Here is a 20,163-nt window from a genome sequence, read left to right as displayed (position 1 = left end):
CCTTGGGATACCACGATGTGCTCCTTGCCGCGCACCACGCTAGGCAGACGAACAGGGCTGGGCGTCGTCTCCATTGGTGAGGTGCCACCGGATGCAGGACGCCACGCCGAGGCCGAGTGCGGTGCAGACGGTCAATCATGGGAGGCCGGGCTGAACGGCGAGGTTGCCGTGCTGGATGCCGCGGACCGCGTACCAGTCGGCGGCGAGCGCGTCGGACCGCGCCGGCGAGGCCGAGTGGAGGTTGGTCCGGGCAGGCGCTCGGTCTCGGCCATCACCACACCATGCAGACTACTCAACCCGCCAAATGAGACGACGCCAAAAGGCCACGATTGGCTGGAAGAGAGCACTGAGCGAGATTGAAGCAAGGACCGAGAAGGTGTGTTGCCTCCGAACCGCTGCCGTCCGCTCAGCTGCTCCAGCGGCCGAGACGGGCTCCCGTGTTGCGGCCTATGGTCAGGGCGGCAGCGAGGGCCGCCCAGGACGTGAGCTCAATCAGACTCCGGTCAGCGGGGTACTGCTCCCGGACCGCGGCTACGTCCGCGGCCGTCACCTGATAAGGAGCCGGCGCCGTCAGCAGCGCTAGCCGCGCAGCGGCCACGTCTGCCGCCGGCACCTTGGCCGAGATGTCGCCGAGCCAGGCTCGACTCGGCCCCATGGGATGACCGTCCCACACCGCGAGACGCGCGCCCACATGCTCACGTACCAACTCGGGCAGCCATCGGGCTGCCCCGTTGGCCGCGGCTGTGGCACGGCCGAACGCCTCTGCCACGCCCGGGTTGGGCTCGGTCCACTCCAGTCCGTCCGGCAGTGGCGCTGCGGGTAGCAGGTCGAGAGGGAGGCTCCGGGGACCAAAGGGACGCGTAGTAGACGGTGCCGACCAGATTGGTCTCCTCGAAGCCGACCGTGTGCCGGTACTCGAAGTAGTCGCTCACCATGCTCACCTTTCACATCAGTCCGAGTGGGTGGTGTGCCACATCGCGCCGACCGTGACCTACCGCCTTGTGATTCCCTCAGCGATATTTGATCTTGTGCGGCAGGGTCTCTCGGCTTTCAGGACTCAGTCCCGAGCAGAGAGGGCAGCTTGGCGATGACGCTGTTGCGGGAGCTGCGGGAGCCGTCGGGCGCAGGCGCGCCGTAGCGGACGGACACCCCCGGCGCCGTGCGGCGCCCGCGCAGTTCGTTGCGGTCGTCCAGGGCCGACGTGTGCGGGCCGTCGCCCATCCGGCACGAGGCAAGGGGTGCACGGTGTAGGCACCGACGACGTCGTTGGTCCAGGGCATGACCTTGGAGAGCCCGTCCTTCTCCAGGATCTCCTTCGCCTCGGCATCGGATCGGGCCCGGGCGGCGACGGTGCTGGGGCTCGGGTATGGGTGCCGAATCGCCTGGTCCGGAAGGGGAACGGATCCGCGAGTCTGTGCCCAGAAGCCCAAACAAACCTGATTGCGCGGGTGGGCGTTCTGAGCAATATCAAGGTTGCCGGTGGGCCTGTCAGGGCGTTTGATGGCCGACGGGCTGTACGGACGATCGGAAGAGATCAGCGCGACCGGATTACTTCAAGTGACCCCGTCGCGTTGCCGTCCCAGCCTTCGCAGGTGTGTCTCGGTTTCCGTGCGCGCGTGGAAGTCTGCACGTTGTTCTGAACGACTGAGGTAGTGAGGTATGCGCGATCGGGCGGTCCGCACCCGTAAGGGCAACATCGAGACTGCGGCGTCCACGTTCGAGGAACGGGGCTACGTCGGCCCGAGGGGGGCCCAGACGATCGGCGCGGAGGCCGGCGCGGCTCCCGGCCTGGCGGGCCGTGGTGTCACTGCTCCCAGCCCGCCGTGAGAACAACCCCCGCACCGTCACGTTTGCTGCCCTCCAACCACACCGCCGAGGATAGGAAGTGGCCCATGCCGTCGACACAGCACGTGAGGCTCGGCAAAACCGAGTGGCTCGCCTGGCCCGACGCACAGTTGCGGAGCACGGGCTTCCCGGCCTCCGGCCTGCTCAGGTTCGCCGCCGGCGAGTGTGCAGAGCGCGCTGACGACTTCCTTGCGGGGAGAGCGGACCACGACGCCTTCGCCACGGTCTTCGAGAAGACCGTGGTCGATATATCGGTCGAGGTGAACCGGGTGGCCGCCGACCCGTCCCTCCGCGAGGCAATCGTCTGGCAGAACCCCGCCGTGGCCGGTCTACTGGACTCTCTCCTGCGGAATCAGGAGCCGATCAAGCGAAATGCCAAGCGGCGATACCGCGAGGTGCAGCTCAGCAAGTTCTGGCAGCGCTACAGCTCCAAGGCGGAGACCATCGGATTCTTCGGGCCGTCCCTGTGGATCACGCTCGACCCGGAACGCTCCGACATCCATGCTGTGCCCGGGCGCCGGCTGATTGACAAGCGCCACGTGTTCCTGGAGCCCTGGGCGGTTGTCGCGTACGGCGAGTGGCTCACCACGGATGAGGAGATGCGCCGGTGGCTTCCGCCGGCCAGGCACCCCCACCATCTCCTGGAGCGGGAACAGGTGACCCGGCCGGGCGAGGAGCCCGCCGTGATCTCGGAGGCGGAATTCGTCCTGCTGCGGGCATGCAACGGCAAACGTCCGGCCGCCCTTGTCGCGCAGCAGCTGTCCTCCGGGGATGCCCCTCTGTTCGCGAGCACGGACGAGGTCTATCAACTCCTCGACGCGCTGGTGGAGCGAAAGCTGGCGACTTGGGATGCCAACGTGCCTCTCAACACAGCTGGTGCGGGGGTACTTGACGAACGTATCGCAGCCATCGGCGACCCACGGCTACGCGACAGGGCCCGCTCGGGATTCGATCGGCTCAAGGCGGCCCGGGACGGCGTGGCGAGGGCCGCAGGTGACCCTGCCGCGCTGGAGGCCGCGCAGCTCCACTTGAGCAACGAGTTCACGGAGATCACGGGACGACCGGCACGCCGCCGCGGCGGCGTGACCTATGGCGGCCGGGGACTGTGCTACGAGGACACGACGCGCGACCTTGAGCTGTCACTCGGACGCGACTTCATCGACGACTTGGCGGCGCCGATGAGCATCGTCCTGCAGGCGACCCGTTGGCTCACCGTGGCCATGTCCGAGGTTTACGAGCAAGAGCTGCGCCGCCTCTACACAGAGCATTCCCGGTCGGGCGAACACCTGACGCTCGGTAGCATCTGGCCGCGCGTCCTTCGCCTCTTCTTCGGCTCCGGCGCGAAAGCCGCCGACGGGGTGACGCAGGACTTCATCGAGCGGTGGACGCAGGTACTCGGCCTGAACCAATCGACCACCGGCCTGAACGAGTTGCGCCTGTCCGCGGACGCACTTGCCCAGCGGGTCCGGGAGCGGTTCCCGGCATCGGCGCCCGGCTGGGACGGCGGCCGGGTGCACAGTCCCGACCTGCACATCTGTGCCTCGTCGCCACAAGCGGTGAACGACGGCGACTACGTGATGGTGCTGGGCGAAATGCATGCCGCAGCGGGCACGATGGAAGGGCACCTCTTCGGCTGGTCCCTGGATGATCCGGCAAGTGTGGTGGAACGGCTCGCGGCAGATCAGGGCAAGGACCGCATCATCCCGCTGTTCCCCAAAGTGTGGCCGCGCAACGCCGGCCGAACCGTCCCGTTCGAGCACTCGGTCAATGACCGCTTCCTGGCCTTCTCCTCCGTGCCGGGCGCCGACCTCGACCGCACCACCTCCATCGCCGCGATCGACCTGTCACTTCGAGACGATCGCGTATGGGCGAGTATGGAAGGCCGTGAGTTTCCGTTGGTGCACGTGCTTTCAGCCTTCCTGTCGATGGCGAACATCGACGCACTCAAGCTCGTCTCGGCAGGCGAGCACACTCCCAGGATCAGCGTCGACCGCCTGGTGCTGTTTCGCGAGACCTGGCAAACCACGGCTGAGGCGACGGGCTTGCTCCCGGTTCGGAGCGAATCGGAGGAATTCCTCGCCGCACGTCGCTGGCGTCAGCGCAACAATCTGCCGGAGCGCTGCTTTGTCAAGATCTCCACTGAAACCAAACCCTTCTACGTTGACCTGAGCAGCCCACTGTTCGTGTCCTCACTCAGTTCCGCCCTTCGCGCCGCGCGAAAGTCCGCTCGGGAGAACGAGGTGGTCACCGTGACCGTCACCGAGATGCTCCCCGCCCCTGAACAGGCGTGGGTTCCCGGCCCCGACGGCGAGTCGTTCTTCGGTGAGATCAGAATGCACATCGTCGACCCTCAGCCGTGTGCCCAGCCGTAGGGCCCGATGATGCGGGCAGTTGAACGCCGAGGGCCCTCCGGCATGCCTCGACGGCTCTCCTGTCCGTGTCGCGTTGAAGCTCCGTTGCGCAGGCAGCCTCCCCAAGTCGGCCTTGCTCAACGGAGCCTCAACGTGCGGTCAGCCTGTTGACCCGGACTGCTACGAGAAGCCCGCGACACTCGCCACGTGAGAAATTCCCTACGTGTTCACCACCCACTGCCGCCCATCAATGAGTTCACGCGCCGCGTCAAGGTGGCCGGCGTGACAGGCAGTTTCGGTGATCACATGAAGGACGACCTCGCGCACATTGTGCAGGCGCCAATCGTCCTCCTCGGGGAAGGGCCACCAGAGCAGGCCCGCGTCTATCGATGAGGCGGCGATGATCGTATCCGCCAGTGACGCTTCTCGGCGGTAGCGGGCGAGGATCTCCGCGGTCGGCACGCTCGAAGCCACCTGCCATGCGCATTCCTGGCTACCGACAAGGCCGATGGCGTCCGAATCACCAGCCACAACAGCACGAAACCACAGGCGCTCCACGGCCACAGTGAGGTGCTGCACCATTCCCAGGCAGCTCCACCCGGAGGGCAGCACCGCCCGCCGCAATGCTTGATCGTCCAACCCCTCCAGCGCGCCGAGCACATGCTTCCGCTGCGCCCGCAAGTACCGCAGCAGGGCCGACATCTCCAGGTCCACTCCCACGGTCATCTCCGCACCTCCCGCGTGCGGCGCGCTTCGATGGCCGTCAGATCCTCGACATCGGCAGGGGGTACACCGGTCGTGCCTAACCCGGCGTAGGTGTTCATGTGCATCATGTGCCTCATGCTCCCCCGGAGCACCAGAGCTGTACAGGAAGACATGCTCGTGGCCAGGGACCAAATGTCTCGTCATCCTGTCCGATTGAATTCCGTGTCAACAGGTCGCTTCTGCTAGTGGTGGCATGCGCGTTCACCAACGGTCCTGGTGCGGTTGCCCCCTCCAGGCCTGCCCGCTTCCAGCGCCGACGCGACGTTCCGGGTGCTCTCCATCCGGCCGATGTACCAGCGCCGGCGGACTGGGCTGTGGCTCACCCTCCGGACGATGGCTGACGACCTCGGCCTTCTTGACTTCGAAGGCCGCTCCTTCCTGGAGTACGAAGAATCGTTACGCCCGGCTCCGCCCGGGTGACCTCGCGCGTCCCGGGGCCGGGCTCAGGGAAGGGACCTGCGGGTCCGGCAGCTCGCCGGGGCCCGGCGTCGGGGTGGCCTACGTGCCCGGATCGGTACGGGTGCAGTCGACATGGGTCACATGAGGCTTCGTCATGGTGCGGCCGCCGCGTTCGGCGCGCTCGCTCTCCTCGCCGCGCAGCCGGGGTCCGCGAGCGCCGCCGTGGGGAACTTCTCCACACGTACGCCGGGCTCGACGGCATGCCCCGCACGGTCACCCTGCACGATCCCCAGAGCCCCGGCTGCGTCACGCTCCCCGAGGTCGCCGACACCCGGGGCTCCGAGCCCGCCTACGCCCCGCAGAACGAGACCGCCGAGTGGGTCATGGTGTTCACCGGCACCGACTGCACCGGCGACTCCTGGACCCTGGGCCCGCACGGACGGCCCACATCGGAACGGCTCAAGCTGCGCTCGGTGTACCTGACCGGGCGTCACTCGGGCGTGTCAGCCCAGGATCAGCGGGAGCCGTGCCGCCAGGTCGCCGAGGTCAGCCGTCTGCGCGGGGGTCGGTGTGCTGCGGCCCGTGCCGGTGCGCAGTGCGTCGGCGTCCGTGAGCGAGGCGGGGAACGCGGCGCCCGCGACGGCCTCCAGCGCGGTCCGGGCCACGGCCAGGGTCTCGGCGGGCGGCCCGGGGGCGGCGGGCAGGTGGGCCACGAGGTCGAGGTGGTGCAGGGTGCCTTCGAGGACGTACGCGGAGAGGTAGTGGGCGACCGTGAGGACCATGTCCTGCGTACGGACCCGGGCGGCCGGGTCCGCGAGACCGGCGGCGCGGACGGCCGCCGTGCCGACGTCGTCGATGTGGTGCTTGAGCCAGCGCGGTTCGCCGTACGCGGCCGCCAGCCGGGGGATCAGGGCGTCGAGCGGGTCGTCGCCCGTCGGGGGTTCGGGGAGCAGCGTCCAGTAGCCGGGCGCGTCGGTCGTGGCGGGCTCGTCGGCGGGGGTGACCAGGGTGATCAGGACGTCCTGCGCGTCGATGACCAGGTGAAACACCAGGTCCCGGACGAGCCACCCCGTACAGCCCGAGGGTTTGTCGAAATCCTCGTCGGGAAGACCGGCCACGGCGTCGAGCAGCGCCGTCCAGGAACGCGAAAAGGAATGCATGGGCCCACGCTAGGGCGTGCGTGCCTCATCCGTAGTGACGCAGCTGCGGCCACATCTCGGCCCAGGGGTGGCGCGGCCCCGTACAGACGTAGACGTGTCCGCCCCATTCCACGTTGTGCATGCCGTACGGGTTGGTGAGGCCTGCGGCCACGGTGACGTGCCGGAAGTACCGGCGCAGCTGGGCCTCGTAGCCGGGGGCGTGCTCCGGGCCGGGGGCGACGGCCAGGACCGTGGTGGCGGCCGGGTCGCCGGGGCCCCACCACCAGTCGGTGTTGTGGGCGCTCACGGCGTGCGGCAGGCCGGTGCCGCGCCCGAGTTCGTTGATGGCGCCCGCTTCTCCGTAATCGGCCGTGAAGATCACCGCTTGGGCGCGCTGCTCCTGGGGGAGGCCGTCCCACACCTCGCGCACGGTGCCGACGAGTTGGGGCCAGCCCAGGGTCTCCCCGGTGTTGGTGCTGACGCCGTACGTCCAGGCGACCGCGCCCGGCGGCAGGACGGGCAGGACGATGACGGCGAGCACCGCGGTGGAGACGGCGGTCGCGATCGTGAGGGAGCGCATGCGGTCGCGGCGGGCGCGCAGCCATCCGTCGAGCCCGACGGCGCCGGCCGCCAGCAGGCACACGTACAGCCCGCCCAGGTAGTAGATCTGGGCGCCCGTCGTCACGGCGAACACCACGAACAGCACGGCGTACGCGGCGACCAGGCACTGCCACAGGGGCCGCCCCGAGCGCCAGAGGAAGCGCAGGCCACCGAACCACAGGACCGCCGTGGCGAACCCGGCCGTGGCGAGCTGCCCGACGATCCAGGTGGGGATGTGACCGGGGCCGCCGTTCTTCTCGTTGAGCGCCCGGGTCATCTCGAACATGGCCCAGTCGTGGTGCGCCTGCCACCACAGGTCCGGCAGCACGAGCAGCACGGCGAGCGCCGCCCCCGCCAGGAGCCACCGGTCGGCCACCGCGCGCCGGGCCGGGCCGAGCAGGACGGCGGCCACCAGGACGATCCCGAAGATGCCGGCGAGGTGGTTGAACTCGGCGCCGATGCCGACGAGCGCCCCGGCCGCGAGCCACCAGCGGGTGTCGCCGGTGCGGCCGATCCGTACGACCACGAGCGCGATCGCCGCCCAGGCCAGCACCTCGTACGCCGTGGTGTTGGCGAGGTGCGCGCCGCCCAGGAGTGCGGGCATGGCGGCGGTCGCGACCGCCGCGAGGAGCTGCGTCCGCCGGGCGCCGCCGAGCTCCCGCGCCGTCAGCCCGCCCACCACGACCGTGCCCGCCGCGGCGAGCGCGGGCCAGAGCCGCAGCCCGGCCTCCGAAACGCCGAACAGCTCCAGCGAGACGCGCGCCAGCAGCGGGGCCAGGACCGGCTGGTCCACGTAACTCGCCTGAAGGTGCCGGGCGCTGTCGAGGAAGTACAGCTCGTCGATGTGGAAGCCGTAGCGCGTGGACAGCGCCATGAGGAGGACGAAGACCCCGGCGGCGACGAGAAGCACGCGGCGGTCGGGCGGGGTCAGGGGGTGGCTCGCGGTGTCACGTGCGGGTGTGGTCGGGGCTGCCGTGTCCGGTGCCGGTGTGTCCGTCTCGTCCGCCATGTCGTCCGTCCCCCGGGTGCCGGCATCCCGGGCGTCGTCCGCAGCCCGGGCGGCCCGTGCGCTGCGGGCCGCCCACACCCTAGGGCCGGGCGAGGTCGTCCACGGCGAGGAACGGTTCGGCGGCCGGCGTCGCCGGGGTGGGCCCGGTGAACGCCATGACGTCGCGGTGCAGGTGGGACTGGTCGGCGTATCCGGCGTCGGCGGCCACCCGGGCCGGGCGCTCGCCCGCGACCAGGCGGTGCGCGGCGTGGTCGAAGCGGACCAGGGTGGTCGCCGCGCGCTTGGGCGGCAGGCCGAGCTGGGAGCGGAAGCGTTCGCGGATCCGGGACGCCTCACGGCCCCACAGCGCGTCCAGTGGGACGAGCCGACGGCCACCACGAGGAACTCGGTGCGCTGGGCCGGCTGCCGGGACGCCCGAGTTCGACTGCCACCTGGCCCTTGTGGCGGCGGGTGTCTGCCAACCCTGCCCTCGCCGTCAGCTCCCGGCCACCCACTCGGCATGGAACCCGTGCGGGACGCGCACCGGCAGCCGTACGACGGCGACCGGCCACCCGGTGAAGTCCGCGGTGTCGATGACGACGAGGTCGCTGGTGCCGGAGGCGGTGTCGAAAACGGCACTGAGCAGATAGCCGTCTCCCTCCGGGGCATTGGCGGAGCGGGGTACGAAGACCGCTTCGCCGCCCTCGCGTCCCGGCCCGAAGCGGTGCCGGTCGACACGGCCCCTCACGAGGTCGTGGCGCAGCAGCGCGGGCCCGGCAAGCGCGGCGCCCCGGTCCGGGTGCAGCTCCACCGTAAAGGCGTAGCGGTACGGGGAGCCCGCGTACCGGTCGTCCATGCGGGGGAACTCCTGGATCTCGCCGGACAGCCGGTCCTCGGTCACGAGGCCGCCGGCCCGGTCCACGGTCCAGCGCCACAGGGTGGGCGCCGACTCGCTGGGATGCAGGGGGTCGCGGTCGAAGGCGCGCTCGTGGCGGATGACGTCGATGACGATGTGGCGGCCACGGCTGTACGCGTTGACGGGATGGAAGACGAAGCACGGGGCGATGCTCATCCACCGCACGTCGGCGTCCGTGCCCTCCCGGGGGAGTATGCCGAGGCGAGCCTCATGACTGTCGTTCCAGGTGTACGGGACGCGTGAACCCGCGGCCGCCGCCCGGGCGTCGTAGGTGACCGGCAGGTCGTAGATGATTGCCTCGCGGTCCGTCAGCGAGAAGGCGTGCATCATCGGGGTGTCCTTCACCGTGATGTTCTCGCGTCGGCGTACCCGCCCCGACGCGTCCAGCGTCAGGTGGTCGACCCCGGGGCGGCCCGGCTCGTACGCCACCGCATGCATCTCCTGGGTGAGCGGATCGACGACGGGGTGGGCGCTGAAGCCGCCGGGCAGGGTGCCGTCGAAGTCGACCCGGTCGAGCGTTTCCAGCCGGTCGCCGAGCCGGGTGGGCAGCGCGCCGCCGTCGGCGAGCGCGAGGGTGTGCCCGGCGTGCCGGACGATCGCGCAGTTGGTGTTGTCCGACAGGCCGTGACGCGGCCCGGGCGCGGGGAGTTCGCCGAGGGCGCGTGCCACCCGGTCCGTGCGCACCCAGCGGTTGCGGTACCACTCGGCGCGGCCGCCGCGCAGCCGCAGGCCGTGCACCATCGCGTCGCCGGCGAAGGAGTGGTCGACGGCCGGGTCGTGGCCGTCCAGCGCGTTGGGGCCGATCCGCAGGAAGGTGCCGTCGAGCTCGGCGGGCAGCTGTCCGCTCACCGCGGGGAAGGGCAGGGTCACCTCTTCGCGAACCGGCCGGTAGCCGCTGCTCAGCAGATGTGACGTGCTGTGCCGGTGATGAGTGGGCATTGCTGTCCATCCTCACGAATCGCTGTTACGTAACATCGTTATGGCAGCGTTGCACCGGCATGGCAGGATGTCAACCGTGAGCCCACGGACAGCGAATCCCGCTCTTGGCGTACAACTCCTCGAAGCCGCGGCACAGCTCCTCGCCGAGGAGGGTCCCGCCGCGCTGTCGACCCGTCGTCTCGCCGCGGCGGTGGGTGCCTCAACGACGGCGGTGTACACGCACTTCGGCGGAAAGAGCGACCTGGTCAGGGCCATGGTCAAGGAGGGCTTCCGGCTGCTCGACCGGCGACTGCGGGAGGTGCCGGAGTCGTCGGACCCGGTCACCGACATCTGCTCCCTCGGGGTGGCCTACCGGTGCAACGCGCTGGAGCATCGCCACCTCTACGGGGTGATGTTCGGGGGCGCCGTCCTGGGCGGCTTCTCGCTGACCACGGAGGACCGCCAGCACGGCCGCTACACCCTCAACGTCCTGGTGCGGGCGGTGGAGCGCGGCATGGAGACGGGTCGGCTGCACCCGGGGGACGCGTACCTGGTGGCCCATCAGCTGTGGGTCGCGCTGCACGGTCTCGTGACGCTCGAACTCGGCGACTACCTGGTCGAGCCGTACGACGCGAACGTCTGCTTCGAGGCCCAGCTCACCGGCCTCCTCGTGAGCGTCGGCGCGGCCCGGGACACGGTGGCCGCCGCGCTGAGGCAGAGCTGCGACGGCACGGACGCCCCCTAAGGGGGTGCGGATTTCAGCCCGCAGAGGCCGGCCGTGGAGCCTTCCACTGGAGGACCTGGCCCTGCGGGTCGCGGCTTACTGGCGGACGGACCTGACGATCCGGCAGCTCGCGCCGTTGTGCGGGGTGTCCAAGTCGGCGGCGGACCGCGTCGTCGACCGCCTCGGGCCGGACCGCCGGCGCAAGGGCGAAGTCCTACCCTGCCTGCAGGAACACAACAAGTCCCACAAGCAGGTCCGCGCCCGTGTCGAGCACGTCTTCGCCCGGATGTACAACCTCGCCCTCACCGGATAGACGAGCGGCCCCACCGCGATCGACCCCGTCGAGCGCGACTCGGAGATCATCTACGGGACAACCCCTAGTACGACCTAGGGGCAGCGCGGCCGCCGGGACCGTACGACCGCGTGGACAGCACGTTCGCGTAAATCCGTGACTCGGCGTCACGGCTTCTCCCGCGATGAACCTCCTTCGAGAATGCTCTCTTACGCCGACATCGAGTAGTCCGCCGAGGCCGGACCCGCTTCAAGCAATGTCGGAGAGGCAGTGCGCGCTGCCGTCGCTCATTCTCGGAACGCGAACCCGTGCAGGACAAGCCGTCCAGCTCTTTGTGGTAAGTGAGGGGGAGTGCGATGAATCAACGCGAACGCTTTCGCAGAATAACGCCAGGTGTAGTGACGGTGCTGGTGGCCGCGTCCCTGTTCTTTGCGGTCCGGAGTTCCGTCGCAGTGGCGGGCGGTGACGAGGCCGCCGCAAAGTACAAGTTCCAGGAAATGCCCATCGCGCTGCCACCCGGTTACAACTCGCAACCGATGAATACGGTCCGCAAGGTGAACCCGGCGTACGAGAAGATCCGGTCCTGGATCTCATCCGTGGGTGCCGGTATCGCGATCAACGACCTGGTCGGCAACGGCAAGGCCGACGGCATGTGCATCGTCGACACCCGTACAGACCAGGTCGTCGTGACATACACGCCGAACGCCGTCAAGGAGGACCGGTTCACCCCGTTCGTCCTCGACGGGTCCCCGCTTCCGATGGATGACGCCATGGCGCCCACCGGCTGCGCCCCGGGCGACTTCAACGGTGACGGCAGGATGGACCTGCTGGTCTCATACTGGGGCCGCACTCCGATCGCCTTCATGGCCAAGGAGAGCGCGACCACCCCGTCGCCGGACGCTTACGTGGCCCGGGAGGTGGTGCCGTCGAAGAGCGCCGACGGCGCCTACCACGGCCCCCGCTGGAACACCGACGCCCTGTATGTCGGTGACCTGGACGGCAGTGGACACCCGTCCGTCGTCGTGGGGAACTACTTCCGGGACTCGGACGTGCTCGACCCGAACGGTCTCGACAACGTGGGCATGAACGACTCGCTGTCCAACTCGAAGAACGCCGGCGGCGACCACGTCATGCGCTGGACGGACGCGACCACCGGCGACGAACCCGGTGTCTCCTTCGTGGAGGAGAAGGGGGCCATCCCCTACAAGGCATCCACCGGCTGGACTCTCGCGATCGCCGGGGCCGACCTCACCGGCGACGATCTGCCCGAGATGTACATCGCCGACGACTTCGGCCACGACCACCTGCTCTACAACCGCTCGACGCCCGGGCACATCGAGTTCACCGAGGCCACCGGCAAGCGCACGCCGACCACACCCAAGTCCTTCGTGCTCGGCAAGGGCTCGTTCAAGGGCATGGGCGTCGACTTCGCCGACGTCGACCACAACGGCCGCTTCGACATGATGGTCAGCAACATCACCGCCGCATGGGGCCTGGAGGAGAGCAACTTCCTCTGGATCAACCAGACCCGCGACGGGGCCGAGATGGCCCGCAAGCTGGCCGACGGCGAGGCACCGTTCAAGCAGGAGGCTCAGGAGCACGGCGTCGCGTGGACCGGCTGGGGCTGGGACACCAAGATGGCCGACTTCCTGAACAACGGTGAGCTGTCGATCCTTCAGGCCACCGGCTTCGTGAAGGGCAAGATCGACCGCTGGCCCTGGCTTCAGGAGATGGCCATGGCCAACGACAACCTGCTGTCCAACCCGAGGATGTGGCCGAACGTCCAGCCCGGTGACGACATCGCCGGCGACGACATACTCGGCTTCTACGCGAAGACCGAGAGCGGCAAGTACGCCAACGTCTCCAAGCAGCTCGGTCTGGACGTCGAGATCCCGACCAGGGCACTCGCCACCGGCGACACCACCGGGACCGGAACGCTCGACTTCGCCGTCGCGCGGCAATGGGGCCCGCCGGCCTTCTACGCCAACGAGGCGCCCGCGAAGGGCCAGTACCTCGGCCTGCGGCTGTACCGGCCGGCCACCGGCTCGGACAAGGACGCAGGTAAGGGCATCGCGAACATCGGCGCGCCGGCCTACGGCGCCACGGTCAAGGTCACCACGTCCGCCGGCACTCAGATCTCCCACCTCGACGGCGGCGGCGGGCACAGCGGATTCCGCAGCTTCGACGTGCACTTCGGGCTCGGCACGCACACCGGTCCGGCGACCGTGGAGCTCTCCTGGCGCGACGCGGACGGCGGCAGGCACCGCACCACCCAGAAGCTCACCCCCGGCACCCACACGTTCATGCTGACCGACACCGCGCAGGAGGTTGCCAACCGATGACCGACGTCGCCTCTCCCCCAGCCGGCTCCCCGCCGGCGGCCAAGCGCGACCCGCGTTACCTCGCGCTGCGCAACTTCGCCATCTCGATGAGCGTGTTCAACATCCTCGGCTACACCGTGCTCGGTTTCGAGCAGCCGTGGCTGTGGCCCATCATCGCGATCGTCGCCGGATATGTGACCGAGATCCTCCTGGAATTGCTGAGTTCCTGGGCACAGCGCCGCTCGCCGCGCTACCAGGGCAAGGGATTCCGCGGACTCTACGAGTTCCTGCTGCCCTCGCATATCACCGCGCTGGCCGTGAACATGCTGCTGTTCGCGAACAATCAGATTCTGCCGATTCTCTTCGGCGTGTTCGTGGGTGTCGCGGGCAAGCACGCTCTCCAGGCACCCGTCGCGGGCCGTATGCGGCACTTCATGAATCCGTCGAACTTCGGCATCACTCTCGCGCTCGTCTGTTTCGGATCATGGGTGAGCATCGCGCCACCCTACGAGTTCACCGAGAACGCCGACACATTCATCCGGATGGCGATTCCGCTGATCATCGCCACCGCCGGAACCATCATCAACACGGCGCTCACGAAGCGGACCGCGCTGATCGTCGGCTGGCTCGGCGCCTTCGTGATCCAGGCCCTGATCCGGCACTGGTTCTGGGACGTGGCCCTGGCCTCCGCGCTCGGACCGATGAGCGGTGTGGCCTTCATCCTCTTCACCAACTACATGATCACCGACCCGGGCACCACCCCCACCAAGGGGCGCAACCAGTTCATGTTCGGGTCGTCGGTCGCCATGGTCTACGGCGTGATGATGCTCTTCAACGTCGTCTACACCCTCTTCTTCGCCACCACCGCGGTCTGCGCCCTGCGCGGCATCGGCTGGTGGGTCGCCCACTTCATCCAGCGCCGCAAGGCGTCCGGGATCTCCGGGGGCGGCCAAGCCGGCGGCCCGAGCCGGGCTCTCGACGACAAGACCACGATCGAGGCGGTGGCCGCATGACGTCCTCCCCCCCTACGCAGCCCGCCGGGATCGCCGTCGTCGGTATGGCCTGCCGCTACCCCGATGCGGACAGCCACGAGGAGCTGTGGCAGAACGTCCTGGCCGGCCGGCGAGCCTTCCGCAGACTGCCGGACGAGCGCATGCGCGCCGAGGACTACTACTCGCCCGACCCTGCGGCCCCGGACCGCTTCTACTCCAGCAAGGCCGCCGTCATCGACGGCTTCGCATTCGACCGGGTCAAATACCGCGTCGCGGGCAGCACCTTCCGCGCCACCGACATGACGCACTGGCTCGCGCTCGACACCGCCGCCCGGGCCCTGGAGGACGCGGGATTCCCGCTGGGCGAAGGGCTCGGCGACCTCAACACCGGGGTCATCCTCGGCAACACCCTGACCGGCGAATTCAGCAGGGCCAACCTGATGCGGCTGCGCTGGCCCTACGTGCGCCGCACCGTCGGCGCCGCACTGCGCGAGCAGGGCTGGGACGACGACGCGCTGGCGAAGTTCCTGGGCGAGCTGGAGGAGCGCTACAAGAGCCCCTTCCCGCCGATCGGTGAGGACTCCCTGGCCGGCGGCCTCGCCAACACCATCGCCGGACGGATCTGCAACCACTTCGACTTCAAGGGCGGCGGGTTCACCGTCGACGGGGCCTGCTCCTCGTCGCTGCTCTCCGTCGCCACCGCGTGCGACGCCCTGGCCGACGGCCGGCTCGACGTGGCCGTGGTCGGCGGGGTGGATCTCAGCATCGACCCCTTCGAAGTCATCGGCTTCGCCAAGACGGGCGCCCTCGCCACCGGTGAGATGCGCGTCTACGACCGCGGGTCCAACGGCTTCTGGCCCGGTGAGGGCTGCGGCATGCTCGTCCTCATGCGCGACCGGGACGCCGTCGCGCAGGGCAGGTTCCGCTACGCCAACGTCGCCGGCTGGGGCTACTCCTCCGACGGCCGGGGAGGGATCACCCGGCCCGAGGCCAGCGGACACCGCCTGGCCCTCCAGCGGGCCTACGCCGCCGCCGGGTTCGGCATCGAGACCGTCGGCTACTTCGAAGGCCACGGCACCGGTACGGCCGTGGGCGACGCCACCGAACTGCGCGCCTTCTCGGAAGCACGCCGCGCCGCCGACCCTGACACGGAACCCGCCGCCATCAGCACGGTCAAGGGCAACTTCGGGCACACCAAGGCCGCGGCAGGCGTCGCCGGACTCATCAAGGCCATCCTCGCCGTACGCCACCAGGTCATCCCGCCCGCGACCAGCCACGTGGACCCGCACCCCGAACTCACCGGCGACCGGCCGGCCCTGCGGGTCCCCGGCGACGCGGAGCTGTGGCCCGAGGGCGCCCCCATCCGCGCCGGTGTCTCCTCCATGGGATTCGGCGGGATCAACGCCCACGTGGTGGTCGAACACGCCGACGGAGTACGCAAGGAGGCCGTCGGCCGCGTCACCCGGCAGCTCGTACGGTCACGGCAGGACACGGAACTGCTGCTGCTCGACGCCGAGACGACGGCCGAGCTGCGCGGGAAGGCCACCCACCTGGCCGCCTTCGTCCAGAAGCTGTCCTTCGCGGAACTGGGCGACCTCGCCGCCACCCTTCAGAGCGACCTCGACGGCCGGCCGGTCCGGGCCGCCGTCGTCGCGGCCACCCCGGAACAGGCGGAAAAGCGCTTCACCAAGCTCCTCACGCTGCTGGACGGCGGGGCCCGGTCGGCGCTCGACATCGACGGCGGAGTGTTCCTCGGCGGTGCCTCGCCACAGGCCCGCATCGGGTTCCTCTTCCCCGGCCAGGGAGCCGGCCGGCGCGCGGACGGCGGTGCGCTGCGCCGCCGCTTCGCAGCCGTCGACGAGCTGTACCGCGCTCACCCGCTGCCCGCCGAAGGCGACCTGGCCGACACGGCGGTGGCCCAACCGCGCATCGTCACCTCCTCCCTCGCGGCCCTGCGGGTGCTCTCCGACCTGGGCATCGAGGCGGTGGGCGCGGCCGGTCACAGCCTCGGCGAGGTCACCGCCTTGCACTGGGCGGGAGCCACGGACGAAGCCTCGGTGCTGCGGATCGCGGCGGAGCGCGGCCGGCTCATGGCGGCGGCGAGTGCGGGCGGCGGCGGCATGGCGGGCATCTCCGCCCCCGCCGACGACGTCGAACCGCTGCTGGCCGGTGAACCGGTCGTGATCGCCGGCTACAACGGCCCCCGGCAGACCGTGGTCTCCGGCCCCGCCGACGCCGTTCAGCGGGTCTGCGCCGCCGCCTCCGCCCGGGGACTGGGCACCGCGGCCGTCAACGTCTCGCACGCGTTCCACTCCGAGGCCGTCGCCCCCGCGGCCGAAGCCCTCGGGACCTTCCTGCGGGCCCAGGAGTTCACCCCGCCGGCCCGCCGCATGATCTCGACGGTCACCGCCGACGAGGTCACGGCCGACACCGATGTGCCGGAGCTGCTGACCCGGCAGGTGCGCCAGCCGGTGCGCTTCGCAGAAGCGGTCCGGGCCCTGTCCGCCGAGGTCGACCTGCTGCTCGAAGTCGGCCCGGGGAAGATCCTGCGAGGACTGGCCGAGGACATCGCGCCCGGCGTGCCCGTCGTCTCGCTCGACGCCGACAGCACCTCGCTGTCCGGACTGCTGACCGCCGCCGCGGCCGCGTACGCCCTCGGCGCGCGCCTGGAGTCCGGCGCACTGTTCCGGGGCCGCTTCACCCGGCCACTGCCCCTGGACAAAGAGTTCCGCTTCTTCGCCAGCCCGGCCGAGTCCACCCCCGACGTCGACCTGCGCTTCACCGACGTACGCGTGGACGAGCCACCCGCCCCCGCGCAGGCGGACGAGACCACGGCAGACGCCACGGGCGGCGGAGGCGACAGCCTCTCGGTGGTCCTGCGGCTGGCCGCGGAGCGTGCCGAACTCCCCCTGGAAGCGGTCAACCCGCACAGCAACCCACTCGACGAACTGCATCTGAGCTCCATCACCGTGGCCCAGATCATGAACCGCGCGGCCCAGGAACTCGGCATCACAGCCCCCATGGTGACCACGGCGTTCGCCACCTCCACGCTGGCCGAGCTCGCGGGCCTGCTGGACGGGCTGCGGGAGACCGGCGAGGCCGACGACGGGGCGCAGGAGTCCCGGATCGCCCAGGGCGTCGCCCCCTGGGTGCGCGCCTTCGCCATCGATCTGGTGCCCACCGAGCCGGGCCCCGCCACCGTGCGGGGGTCCGCCGGGCACGGGGACTGGGAACTGTTCGCATCCGAACGGCACCCGCTCGCGCCCGCGCTCCACGAGGCGCTGTCCACCGCGGGGCTCGGCGGCGGCGTGCTGCTGTGCCTGCCCAGGGACTGCGACGAGAACCACACCCCGCTGATGATCGCCGCCGTCCGTGCCGCGCTCTCCCGCGGCGCCTCCCGCTTCCTGGCGGTGGGGGACCGGCGCGGCGCCGCAGGTCTGGCCAAGACCCTGCACCTGGAGGCGCCGGACATCGCGACCACCGTTGTCACCCTGCCGCTGCCCGACGACATGCCGGCCGACCGCGCCCGCGAACTGAGCGCCCGCATCGTCACCGACGTCGCGGCGACCGGCGGATTCAGCGAGGTCCACTACGGGCGCGACGACCGTCGCACCGTACCCGTCCTCCGCGCGCTGCCCCATGCCTCCCCGGCCGGTGAGCGTGACGCGGATGCCGGGGCGGGGCAGGCGCTCGGGGCCGGGGACGTCCTGCTGGTCACCGGCGGCGGCAAGGGCATCACGGCGGAATGCGCCCTCGCCCTCGCCGTCGGCACCGGAGCCGGAGTCGGCCTGCTCGGCCGGTCCGACCCGGCGACCGACCCGGAACTGCGGGCCAACCTGCGCCGGATGACCGCGGCGGGCGTCAACTTCCGTTACGTGAGCGCCGACGTCACCTCCGGCGACGAGGTCAAGGCGGCGGTTGCCGAGATCGGCGACGCGCTCGGGCCGGTCACCGCCGTGCTGCACGGAGCCGGCCGCAACGAACCGCACGCCCTCGCCAACCTGGACGAGGCGTCGTTCCGCCGCACGCTCGCCACGAAGATCACCGGACTGGAGAACGTGCTCACCGCCGTCGACCCGGCCGCCCTGCGTCTCCTGCTGACGTTCGGCAGCATCATCGGCCGGGCCGGGCTGCGCGGCGAGGGGGACTACGCCACCGCCAACGACTGGCTCACGGACCTGACCCTGCGGGTGCAGGAGGACTACCCCGACTGCCGCTGTGTGGCACTGGAGTGGTCCGTCTGGTCCGGGGCCGGAATGGGCGAACGGCTCGGCGTGCTGGAGTCGCTGGTCCGGGAGGGCATCGAGCCGATCCCCACCGAGGACGGCGTGGCCATGCTCAAGCAACTGCTCGCCGAGGGGCGGACGCCGTCCGCCCTGGTGGTGATGGGACGGGCCGGCGGCCTGCCCACACTGACCCTGGAGACCGCCGACCTGCCGCTCATGCGCTTCGTGGACCGCCCGCAGGCCCACTACCCGGGCATCGAACTGGTCGTCGACTCCGATCTCAGCGCCTCCGACGACCCCTATCTGTCCGACCACGAGCTCGACGGCGACCTGCTGTTCCCCGCGGTGCTCGGCATGGAGGCCATGGCCCAGGCGGCCGCGGCGCTCACCGGGTTCGAGGGCGCGCCCGTCCTTGAGGACATGGAGTTCCTCCGCCCGATCGTCGTACCCCCGGACGGCCGGACCACCATCAAGGTCGCGGTGCTGGCCGAGAGCCCCGGAGCCGTGAAGGCCGTCATCCGCAGCAGCGAGACCGGCTTCCAGGCCGACCACTTCCGCGCCACGCTCCGCTACGACCGCCCGGAGCCGGAGGACGCCGGGCCCGTCCCCGTATCCGACGACGCACCGCGCATCCCGCTGGACCCCGCACAGGACCTCTACGGACCGGTCCTCTTCCAGGGGGCGCGCTTCCAGCGCCTCGCCGGCTACCGCCAACTGGCCGCCAAGGAGTGTGTCGCCGAGATCGCGGACATGGCCACCCTCCCCTGGTTCGCCCGGCACCTGCCCGACGAACTCGTCCTCGCCGACCCGGGGACACGGGACGCGCTGATGCACTCCATCCAGTGCTGCGTACCGGACGCCACGCTGCTCCCGGTGAGCGTGGAACGCCTCCACCTGGCGGACCCCGCCGCCGCGCGCGGCGACAAGCAGGTGACGCTGCACGCGCGGGAGCGATCGCGCAACGGGGACACGTACGTCTACAACCTCGACGTCCGCGACCAGCTCGGCACCCTGGTCGAACGCTGGGAGGGTCTGGTCCTCCAGGCGGTCCGCAAGCAGGACGGCACCGGTCCCTGGCAGCCCGCCCTGCTCGGCCCCTACCTGGAGCGGCGCGCCGAAAGGCTCCTGCCCGAGGCCGTACGGTGTGTCGTCCGGCCCGACGGCGAGGCACCCGGGGAAGGGCTGACCGCCCGCCGGAAGGCCACCGCGGAGGCCGCCGGCTGGGCCCTGGGCCGCCGGACCACGGTGGACCACCGCCCGGACGGCAGGCCCGAGATCGCGGGCGGACCGCGGATCTCCGCCTCGCACGGCGCGGGGGTGACCCTGGTGGTGACCAGCGAGGCACCGGTGGCCTGCGACGTACAGCAGGCCGAGCACCGCTCCCCGGAGGAGTGGGCGGGGATGCTCGGAGCGGAAGGCACCGCCCTCGCCCGACTGATCGCGGCCGAGCACCACGAGGAGCCGTCGGTCGCGGCCACCCGGGTGTGGAGCGCGGTCGAGTGCCTGCGCAAGAGCGGACGTGCGGTCGCCGCGCTCACGGTGGACAGCACACCCGACGCCGAGAAGCACTGGGTGGTGCTGCGCTCGGGAGAGGCCCGCATCGCGACCTTCCCGACATCCCTGGAAGGGGTCGGTGAGCCCGTCGTCTTCGCGCTCATGGCCCAGCCCGTGGAGAGGAACGACTAAC

10 protein-coding genes and 4 pseudogenes are annotated in these 20,163 nt (G+C 70.4%); 7 read left to right on the top strand and 7 right to left on the bottom strand.

The genetic code is table 11. The annotated features are described in order from the left end of the window. Positions 1 to 854: 854 nt before the first annotated feature. Together ABZ565_RS27090 and ABZ565_RS27085 are read right to left on the bottom strand one after the other, a co-directional pair. Positions 855 to 935, bottom strand: a pseudogene (locus tag ABZ565_RS27090) (acyl-CoA thioesterase); the annotation flags it as partial. Between the two features lie 115 nt (positions 936 to 1,050). Then, a pseudogene (locus tag ABZ565_RS27085) lies at positions 1,051 to 1,334 on the bottom strand (GMC family oxidoreductase); the annotation flags it as partial. Between the two features lie 325 nt (positions 1,335 to 1,659). Here ABZ565_RS27085 and ABZ565_RS27080 point away from each other — a divergent pair. Together ABZ565_RS27080 and ABZ565_RS27075 are read left to right on the top strand one after the other, a co-directional pair. Further along, positions 1,660 to 1,827 carry a hypothetical protein gene (locus ABZ565_RS27080; protein ID WP_361032072.1) on the top strand — a complete coding sequence of 56 codons (168 nt, stop codon included), beginning with the start codon at positions 1,660 to 1,662 and terminating at the stop codon, positions 1,825 to 1,827. A gap of 65 nt (positions 1,828 to 1,892) precedes the next feature. After that, positions 1,893 to 4,217 (top strand): lantibiotic dehydratase, encoded by a 2,325-nt coding sequence (locus tag ABZ565_RS27075; RefSeq protein WP_361032069.1) that lies wholly within the window; start codon positions 1,893 to 1,895, stop codon positions 4,215 to 4,217. A gap of 198 nt (positions 4,218 to 4,415) precedes the next feature. Here ABZ565_RS27075 and ABZ565_RS27070 read toward each other — a convergent pair whose 3' ends face one another. From ABZ565_RS27070 to ABZ565_RS27050, 5 genes and pseudogenes are all read right to left on the bottom strand, one after another. Then, on the bottom strand, positions 4,416 to 4,922 hold the full coding sequence (locus ABZ565_RS27070) for a DinB family protein (protein ID WP_361032066.1): 507 nt from the start codon (positions 4,920 to 4,922) through the stop codon (positions 4,416 to 4,418). Between the two features lie 941 nt (positions 4,923 to 5,863). Beyond that, the gene (locus ABZ565_RS27065) at positions 5,864 to 6,520 is read right to left on the bottom strand and encodes a maleylpyruvate isomerase N-terminal domain-containing protein (RefSeq protein WP_361032063.1); all 657 of its coding nucleotides are present in this window, start codon (positions 6,518 to 6,520) and stop codon (positions 5,864 to 5,866) included. Between the two features lie 25 nt (positions 6,521 to 6,545). Continuing rightward, positions 6,546 to 8,108, bottom strand: a complete 1,563-nt coding sequence (locus ABZ565_RS27060; RefSeq protein ID WP_361032060.1) for a glycosyltransferase family 39 protein — start codon at positions 8,106 to 8,108, stop codon at positions 6,546 to 6,548. Between the two features lie 79 nt (positions 8,109 to 8,187). After that, positions 8,188 to 8,433 (bottom strand): annotated as a pseudogene (locus tag ABZ565_RS27055) (helix-turn-helix domain-containing protein); the annotation flags it as partial. Positions 8,434 to 8,583: 150 nt separating this feature from the next. Beyond that, on the bottom strand, positions 8,584 to 9,942 hold the full coding sequence (locus tag ABZ565_RS27050) for a carotenoid oxygenase family protein (protein ID WP_361032057.1): 1,359 nt from the start codon (positions 9,940 to 9,942) through the stop codon (positions 8,584 to 8,586). A gap of 76 nt (positions 9,943 to 10,018) precedes the next feature. Between ABZ565_RS27050 and ABZ565_RS27045 the strand changes: the two genes are divergently transcribed. From ABZ565_RS27045 to ABZ565_RS27025, 5 genes and pseudogenes are all read left to right on the top strand, one after another. Continuing rightward, entirely contained in the window at positions 10,019 to 10,666 is a 648-nt protein-coding gene (locus ABZ565_RS27045; RefSeq protein ID WP_026171889.1) for a TetR/AcrR family transcriptional regulator, read from the top strand. A gap of 19 nt (positions 10,667 to 10,685) precedes the next feature. Then, a pseudogene (locus tag ABZ565_RS27040) lies at positions 10,686 to 10,925 on the top strand (transposase family protein); the annotation flags it as partial. A 509-nt stretch (positions 10,926 to 11,434) separates the two neighbouring features. Next, complete coding sequence (locus tag ABZ565_RS27035; protein ID WP_361032053.1) at positions 11,435 to 13,279, top strand: CRTAC1 family protein; 1,845 nt, start codon at positions 11,435 to 11,437, stop codon at positions 13,277 to 13,279. After that, positions 13,276 to 14,271 carry an enediyne biosynthesis protein gene (locus ABZ565_RS27030; protein WP_361032050.1) on the top strand — a complete coding sequence of 332 codons (996 nt, stop codon included), beginning with the start codon at positions 13,276 to 13,278 and terminating at the stop codon, positions 14,269 to 14,271. Before ABZ565_RS27035 ends, ABZ565_RS27030 begins: the two co-directional genes overlap by 4 nt. Further along, a complete protein-coding gene (locus ABZ565_RS27025; protein WP_361032047.1) occupies positions 14,268 to 20,162 on the top strand; it encodes a type I polyketide synthase in 5,895 nt (1,964 codons plus the stop codon). Before ABZ565_RS27030 ends, ABZ565_RS27025 begins: the two co-directional genes overlap by 4 nt. Position 20,163 lies beyond the last annotated feature (1 nt).

Origin of the sequence: Streptomyces sp. NPDC016469 (assembly GCF_040632905.1) — a bacterium.
Classification (GTDB): Bacteria; Actinomycetota; Actinomycetes; order Streptomycetales; family Streptomycetaceae; genus Streptomyces.
This window is presented reverse-complemented; position numbering and strand designations above follow the sequence as displayed.